This window comes from Aurantimonas sp. 22II-16-19i (assembly GCF_002088275.1).
Taxonomy (GTDB): domain Bacteria; phylum Pseudomonadota; class Alphaproteobacteria; order Rhizobiales; family Rhizobiaceae; genus Jiella.
In genome coordinates this window covers 57,953-63,984 of record NZ_AQQS01000033.1, presented here as the reverse complement: position 1 = coordinate 63,984, position 6,032 = coordinate 57,953, and the positions used below count along the sequence as shown (strand labels likewise).

The 6,032-nt window shown below is 60.8% G+C and carries 7 protein-coding genes and 1 tRNA gene; 2 read left to right on the top strand and 6 right to left on the bottom strand.

Translation table 11 applies throughout. From position 1 onward, the window contains the following. A partial coding sequence (locus ATO4_RS21265; protein WP_139802603.1) for a GGDEF domain-containing protein occupies positions 1–376 on the top strand: 376 nt, incomplete at its 5' end. Positions 377–615: 239 nt separating this feature from the next. Continuing rightward, the gene (locus tag ATO4_RS21260; protein ID WP_083593775.1) at positions 616–2,904 is read left to right on the top strand and encodes an MHYT domain-containing protein; all 2,289 of its coding nucleotides are present in this window, start codon (positions 616–618) and stop codon (positions 2,902–2,904) included. Positions 2,905–3,128: 224 nt separating this feature from the next. Here the strand turns inward: ATO4_RS21260 and ATO4_RS28145 are convergent, their stop codons facing one another. The 6 genes from ATO4_RS28145 to ATO4_RS21230 form a co-directional block, all read right to left on the bottom strand. Next, positions 3,129–3,290, bottom strand: coding sequence for a hypothetical protein (locus tag ATO4_RS28145; protein ID WP_210191115.1), 162 nt, complete (start codon positions 3,288–3,290; stop codon positions 3,129–3,131). A gap of 779 nt (positions 3,291–4,069) precedes the next feature. Further along, a complete protein-coding gene (locus tag ATO4_RS21250; RefSeq protein ID WP_083593773.1) occupies positions 4,070–4,342 on the bottom strand; it encodes a pyocin activator PrtN family protein in 273 nt (90 codons plus the stop codon). Then, positions 4,339–4,560, bottom strand: a complete 222-nt coding sequence (locus ATO4_RS28750) for an AlpA family phage regulatory protein (protein ID WP_083593772.1) — start codon at positions 4,558–4,560, stop codon at positions 4,339–4,341. The genes ATO4_RS21250 and ATO4_RS28750 overlap by 4 nt, the downstream gene beginning before the upstream one ends. Positions 4,561–4,587: 27 nt before the next feature. Beyond that, the gene (locus ATO4_RS28140) at positions 4,588–4,881 is read right to left on the bottom strand and encodes a helix-turn-helix domain-containing protein (RefSeq protein ID WP_083593771.1); all 294 of its coding nucleotides are present in this window, start codon (positions 4,879–4,881) and stop codon (positions 4,588–4,590) included. Positions 4,882–5,085: 204 nt separating this feature from the next. After that, the gene (locus ATO4_RS21235) at positions 5,086–5,505 is read right to left on the bottom strand and encodes an NUDIX hydrolase (RefSeq protein WP_083593770.1); all 420 of its coding nucleotides are present in this window, start codon (positions 5,503–5,505) and stop codon (positions 5,086–5,088) included. A 325-nt stretch (positions 5,506–5,830) separates the two neighbouring features. After that, positions 5,831–5,907, bottom strand: a tRNA-Met gene (locus ATO4_RS21230). Between the last annotated feature and the right edge of the window lie 125 nt (positions 5,908–6,032).

Here is a 6,032-nt window from a genome sequence, read left to right as displayed (position 1 = left end):
CGGCGACGATCTGATCCGTCAGGTTGCCGAACGATTGCGGGCCCTGGTTCAGCACAAGGATCTCGTCGCCCGCCTGGGTGGCGATGAATTCGCTGTCTTGCGCGACTCTGTCCGCGAGCGGACTGATGTGGAGCGGCTTGCCAAGGCTATCCTGGAAGCGATCACCCATCCGTTCGTGCTGATGCAGCAGCCAGTTGTCATCGGCGTATCGATCGGCGTCGCCATTGCCGTCAAGGGCGGAGTGAACCACGCCGATCTGGCCCGGCGGGCGGACGTGGCGCTCTACCGTGTCAAGAATTCCGGCCGCAGCGGCTTCCTCGTATTCGAGGAGCGCATGACGCGCGAAAGCACTCAGATCGCAGTGGCCATCAGCTGAACTCCTCCCCCTGCTGCTACGTGCAAAGACGGCGTGGCGCGCAGAACGCCTGCCGACGCAAAGCCTTAGGCAGCTAGCGAGATCATGCAGGCTGGTTGACATCGCCGTGATCTGCCTGATCTTCTTCATCTCTGAAGTTCGCGTTGATGCAGCGTAGCCACGTCACGCGGTTGAATCGGCAGTCATCAAGGCAGCCCCGGGTCGGGATGGTGTAGCGAGATCTTCGGTATGGGCATTTCATGATCATCGAAGGCACGTACAGCGGGCTGTTGGTCGTTCTCTCCATCTGCATCGCGACGGTGGCCGCGTATACGGCTCTCGATCTCGCTGGTCGGGTACGCAGTGCGGCTGGATGGATCCGAACAGGCTGGATCGCGACGGCAGCCATCGCCATGGGTGGCGGCATCTGGTCGATGCACTTCGTTGCCATGCTCGCCTACAGAATGCCGATGGAGGTGAGTTACGACGTTACTCTCACGGCACTCTCCCTCGGTCTGCCGATCGTCGTGACGGGTATCGGGTTCGCGCTGCTTTGTGATCGTGCGGTGGGCTGGTCAGTCCTCATCGCCGGCGGCCTGATCATGGGGTGTGGGATCGCGACGATGCATTACCTCGGCATGCATGCCATGCAGATGCCGGGGACAATCGACTACGATCTGCGGCTGGTCTCAGCGTCGGTGGCCATCGCGATTGGCGCTTCGATCGCTGCGCTATGGCTCGGTTTTACGGGAACCGTCTCCTCCCGAAAGTTCGCAGCATCCGGTGCCATGGGGCTCGCGATTTCGGGGATGCACTACACAGGCATGGCGGCAGCGACCATTACGATGCATCCAGATGCCGCGGCAATGGTGATGGCTCCGGCGCTTGATCCCATGACGCTCGCAGCTGCAGTCGCCGCGCTGACTTTCCTGATCCTCTTTCTGGCGCTGCTCGCGTCGATCGTCGACCAGCGCTTTGCCCTCGCGAGTGCACGCGAGGCCGCCGCGATCTTGAAAAGCCAAGAGCGCTTTGTGACCCTTTATCGGCGCACGCCTCTCCCACTGCACGCGCTTAATGAGAACGGCTGCATCGAGCATGTCAGCGATGTTTGGCTTGAGGTGCTCGGCTATGAGGTGGACGAGGTTGTCGGCCGTCCGCTTACCGACTTCATGTCGGAAGCCTCCGCGCGCCGGCGGGTGGAGGTGGATTGGCCGGCACTGCTGGCCTCTAAGGAGGTTCGTGGCGTCGAATATCAATTCGTCACGAAGGACGGCCGGCAACTGGACTGCCTGCTGTCGGCGCACATCGAGCGTGACGCCGAGGGCCGGTTCGTCCAGGCATTGTGCGGGCTGGTCGATATCACCGCGCGACGGCAGGCGGAGGAGCAGCTTCGACAGTCGCAGAAGATCGAGGCGCTGGGACAGCTGACCGGCGGCATCGCTCACGACTTCAACAATCTCTTGGCTGCTGTACTGGGCAACCTCGAAATCCTGCGGAAGCGTCTGCCCGACGATCCGAAGCTCCAGCAGTTGGCCGACACAGCCATTCTCGGGGCGCAGCGCGGTGCTTCACTGACGCAGCGGATGCTGTCGTTCTCACGGCGGCAGGATCTGAGGCCGGTCGCCGTCAATCTTCCGGAACTCGTTCACGGCATGGCCGATCTCCTGCAGCGTTCGATCGGCCCGACCGTACAGATCGAGACGAAGTTCCCGATCGGCCTTCCGCTCGTGAAGGCAGACGCCAACCAGCTGGAGCTGGCTCTCCTCAATCTTGCCGTCAACGCCCGCGATTCGATGCCGGAGGGTGGCACGATCACGATCTCGACCAAGGGCGTCAGCAGGATTTCCCCCGATGCAGATCTCGCCGCCGGCGACTATGTCTGCCTCACCGTCACCGATACGGGCTGCGGCATGGATTCAGTAACGCTAGCAGCCGCGACCCAGCCGTTCTTCACTACCAAGGGCGTTGGCAAGGGAACCGGCCTCGGCCTGTCCATGGTCCATGGCTTTGCGGGACAGTCTGGAGGGCAATTCGTACTTTCGAGTGCGGTCGGTGTCGGGACGATCGCCGAGATCTGGCTCCCGGTCGCAACCGCTTTGCCCGTCGTGGAAGAGACTTCGGCTCCCTCTCCAGCAGAGACGAAGCCAGCGTCGGTTCGGCCTCTCACCATTCTTGCCGTCGATGACGATGCTATCGTGCTGATGGGCACTGTCGCCATGCTCGAAGAGCTTGGACACCAGGTCATCGAAGCCACGTCCGGCAAGATGGCTCTGGAGTTGCTCCGGGAGAACGCCGTGGATCTCGTGATCACCGATCAGGCGATGCCACTGATGACGGGCCTGCAGCTGATCGCTGCTGTCCGTCAGGACCACCCTGAGCTGCCAGTTCTGCTAGCCACGGGTTACGTCGAGCTGCCACCCGGCGTCGATCAGAACCTACCGCGGCTCTCCAAGCCGTTCTCATCGGAGAACCTCGCCGAGGCGATGAATGCGGCCCTGGCGGCATCCCGATCCGCCAACGTGACGTTCCTGCACCAACGGCTGCGATAGGCGCTTCACCGCTCGTCTGGACTGCCCTCCAAGCGTCTACACTGAAGGAATGCGCTGTTCTCATAGGGCGATTGGTCGCGGCATTTGCCCCGATTTCGATGGTACTCTTGCCCGATGAACAAGCGATATTCGAACGCACCGCGCGACACCGAGATCGGGTTCGCCGTCTTCGCTCTCAGCGTGGTCGGAACGCTCGTTGTCGTCCTGGCCATGGCCTGATGCTGTCACCAGAAGCTGGCGAGCAGTGACGCTTCTGCCGACTTGGCGCAGAAACCTGAAAACACGATCGCCATCGCCACGCCGATGAACGCCAGCAGGACGACATGATCGAAGAGCGACTCTGGACGATCTTTGTCCGACCTTCGCAAAGTTCTACTGCGCGGCATCTCCCGCCTCCCCGATGTGCCGGCTCTGAAGTCGACGAGCCGGCAGCTCGCCTGAAAGACAGGGTAGATGACTATCTGCGCAGTGTGCAAGCATTCGCGGGCATTCGCCTGGTTGATTGGAGCGAGCATTGCACTTGCGCCTCGCCTGGTTCGACACGGCAAGTCGCTCCCCAACAAACTGCCGTCCTAGCAATGTCAGCGCATAGGTCACGCCCAGTTTTACAACGAGGCGGTGCCGCAGAAGTTCGTCTGCGATGACGCCAGGAATGACCCAAGCGACGGCACCACCGACCGCCATGTTGAACAGCACATCCCACTCCGCCCCCCTCAACTCCGGCACTGTCATGACAAGTCCGACACTTCCTTTTTCTGCAAGGTAAGCAGGAAGATGGGGCGAGATGCAATCCACGATTTTCAGGGTGTGGGCGACTCCGATCCCGGATGGTTGATAGGCGGATAATGATCAGTCATTCGACGTTTCAGCGTGTTGCGGATCCCAAAACACGCCGCACGCGCGTCGGCACGAGGCCGCTAATTACTTGGTGCTGTATCGCCCAGCACTCGGCCATGCGCATTGAGCTGAGGGCGATGGCCGGCACAGAGAAAAGCAGCACTCCCGATGGCGCGGACACGGGTTGTTGCAAGGCTGTTGTCCGCCTCAGACCTGCATCGTGCCGTTCACCGGACCATGGATCGCGAAGGGACGGCGGAGGGCAAGAAGGCGCCAATTCAGTGAGAGTGATGGCGCCGTCTAGAACTTTTTCTTGTCATGAAGATGCCTACGGCCACGCCGTTCCGGTCAGCTGCTGCAATTCCTTGATCCCGGCCGCTCTACGCTGGTCGATCCACGCGGCCAAATCCGCCACATGAACGCCTCGCGCAGCTTTTTGGCTCGTCTCAAGTCGAACAAGCGGGATCGCGATCTCGCCCCTTGACAGCTTCCTGGCGAACTTGTCCAGCGTGAGGTGCCAGAAGTAATCGTCGCGGACGGTTTCCAGCGGGATAATTGCGCGGCCGTCGTATTGCGCCAGCAAGATGAAAACGGTTTTCATCCGGTCGCGCCATCTCGCGCAGCCTTCCGTTCCTCAATCCAGGCGTTGATCTCGTTCAGGCTCCAGCGGACGCATCGGGGCCCTAGAGGGATGGCCTTCGGAAACCGGCCCTTCGCCATCCACTCGTAGATTGCCGAGGGACCGATCCCAGTCATTCTCTGAACGGTTCTGATCGGCAGCAGGCAATCGTCTGGCACGGGCCTGGTGGGATCTCCCATCGCTTCATTCACCTCCAAACCCAACTTCTAGCGCCGCAGGCTGCTTTTCCGAGGAACTGTGAAATCGATGATTTCGATGGTGGGATTCCTGCCCACCGTCGATTCGGCTCGACTGGGGACGAACTCACACCTACGATCTTCCAAAAACTGCATGACTATCGCCTCATCATAGCGACGCGTCACCCGCTGGCGGGCTCCCACGTTCACGTATGGCAGCTTGAGGCGACAGAGCTGCTTTGTCGAGACGCCGAGAAGCTTGGCCGCTTCGGCTGGCCGTAGCATTACCATCTCCACCTCATGCTGATTGAGAACTTCGCGCACTACGCCGGCCCAGCATCCTTAGATTGCAGCGCTTCCAGACCTGAGGCTGCATTTGCGACGATTGACGCCCGCTGTAGGTCCGATCGCCGACGCTTGCCCTCACGGCGCCGCAAAACTGAGCAAGCCAACCGGCGCCATCAATTGGGGATCTCATCGTCAGATGACGGGCGAGCGGCCCCGAGGTACAAGAATGAAGTCGTTTGGTCAGGCGCAAAATTCGGCAACAGCGCGAAGAATGGCCCCCAAATCGGGCTCCTCAACCAGGTCAGCGGCTTCGTTTGCAGCGTGCCATTTTCGACGGCGCTCGTCCATCTCAGGCCACTCTTCCGTCAGGCCTTCGACGGGCAAAGCGAAAACGATCACGCGACAAGAAATCTGGCCATTTGGCGTGCGTTTAGCGTAGTCGTAACGCCCAATCGCTTTCTTGCTCGGCTTTCCCACGACCCCGGCCTCTTCGTAGGCTTCGATGGCAGCGGCAGCGTGTGGAGCCTTTCCTCGAATCGGCCAACCCTTCGGAATCACCCAGCGGCCCGTCTCTCGCGACGTGATGAGGAGCACCTCGACGGCGTCACCTCTCTTGCGGAACGGCAGAGCTGCAAATTGCCGCCGTCGCTTGCTCTTCATGCTGTGGTGTCCGGAACTTGTGCCATTGCAGAGCGGTCATAGCATAGGAGATCGGACTGACAACGGTAGCTCGTTCCTCCCGTGGATAGTGGCCGAGTTCGCGATGAGCGAAGACAGCGCCCGCCGGCCGGATGAGCATTCGCGCACTTCCCACATCTACGATTCTTGCCGCGTCATGTTGCATCCCATGTCGCGTGGAGCTGCCGAGCCTACCGGGAAACCCCTGTAAATCAAGGGAAGTCGCTGCAACATGGATGCGACATGATCAGGGCACCAAGGCATTGGTGCCGATCACCTAAGTCACTGCATTATCTGAGGAAATAGATGGTAGCGGGAGAGGGACTTGAACCCCCGACACGCGGATTATGATTCCGCTGCTCTAACCAACTGAGCTACCCCGCCGCCGGGCCGCTTTGCTGCGGCGACGGTGGCGATATACGAAGGCCTTCAGCCTTCTGTCAATGGTCTGGTGCGGCCGATTGCGCGTGATCGCCAGGATTTCACGGGTCCGGCGTGGTGAGCGCCGG

Bases quoted from the DNA above. Each gene is read 5' to 3' on its own strand.
- ATO4_RS21260 (WP_083593775.1), top strand. From the start codon at position 616: ATGATCATCGAAGGCACGTACAGCGGGCTGTTGGTCGTTCTCTCCATC.
- ATO4_RS28145 (WP_210191115.1), bottom strand. From the start codon at position 3,290: ATGCCGCGCAGTAGAACTTTGCGAAGGTCGGACAAAGATCGTCCAGAG.
- ATO4_RS21250 (WP_083593773.1), bottom strand. From the start codon at position 4,342: ATGAAAACCGTTTTCATCTTGCTGGCGCAATACGACGGCCGCGCAATT.
- ATO4_RS28750 (WP_083593772.1), bottom strand. From the start codon at position 4,560: ATGGGAGATCCCACCAGGCCCGTGCCAGACGATTGCCTGCTGCCGATC.
- ATO4_RS21235 (WP_083593770.1), bottom strand. From the start codon at position 5,505: ATGAAGAGCAAGCGACGGCGGCAATTTGCAGCTCTGCCGTTCCGCAAG.